Origin of the sequence: Promicromonospora kroppenstedtii DSM 19349, from assembly GCF_000515355.1 — a bacterium.
Taxonomy (GTDB): domain Bacteria; phylum Actinomycetota; class Actinomycetes; order Actinomycetales; family Cellulomonadaceae; genus Promicromonospora; species Promicromonospora kroppenstedtii.
On record NZ_KI911674.1, the window covers coordinates 6,419 to 6,978 of the forward strand.

The 560-nt window shown below is 76.2% G+C and carries 2 protein-coding genes; both read right to left on the bottom strand.

Annotation, left to right across the window (positions count from 1 at the left end; all coding sequences use genetic code 11):
* On the bottom strand, positions 1-248 hold a 248-nt coding region (locus PROKR_RS34900; protein ID WP_036964179.1), incomplete at its 3' end, for a hypothetical protein.
* Positions 245-560 (bottom strand): DUF3027 domain-containing protein (locus PROKR_RS13750; RefSeq protein WP_036964182.1); only part of this gene is annotated, 316 nt, incomplete at its 5' end. The genes PROKR_RS13750 and PROKR_RS34900, both read right to left, overlap by 4 nt.

The window sequence follows — 560 nt, forward strand, 5'->3', positions numbered from 1 at the left end:
CCCGCGTCGCCTGTCCCGCCCGTGTCGGGGCGCGGCTCCAGGGTCAGCGTCAGCCGGCCCGGTACCCCGGCGCGCGCGGCGGCGTCGGCCGCGTTCTGCGCGAGCTCCACCACCACCCGGTCGCGGTACCAACCCCGCGCGTGGTCCTCCTCGGAGTTCGCGTCCTCGCGAAAGCGCGTCGGGGACGCGCGCCACGCCTCGGTCACCGCGCGGCGTAGCGCGCCGGTGCCGAACGGGTCGTGGGTCACGCGGAGGGTTCGTCCCCGCTGCCCGCCAGCGTGTCGGAGGCCGTGGGCACCTGCTCGACCTCGTTCTCGTCGATCAGCGGGGCCGGCGCCGGCCAGTCGGTCGAGTGGGCCTCGACGTCGGTCTCCGAGTGGGCGCCGCAGCCGTGGTCGAGCGAGACCACCTTGCCGTCGTCGGGCGACCACTCGTTGGCGCAGACGCCGAAGAGCTGGCCCATCGGGCCCGACAACGGGATGAGGAACGCGCAGTCCGTGCACTCGGCCGCCGCGGCGACGGCACCGGCGGACGTCGGCCCGCGCGAGCCGCGGTACCAG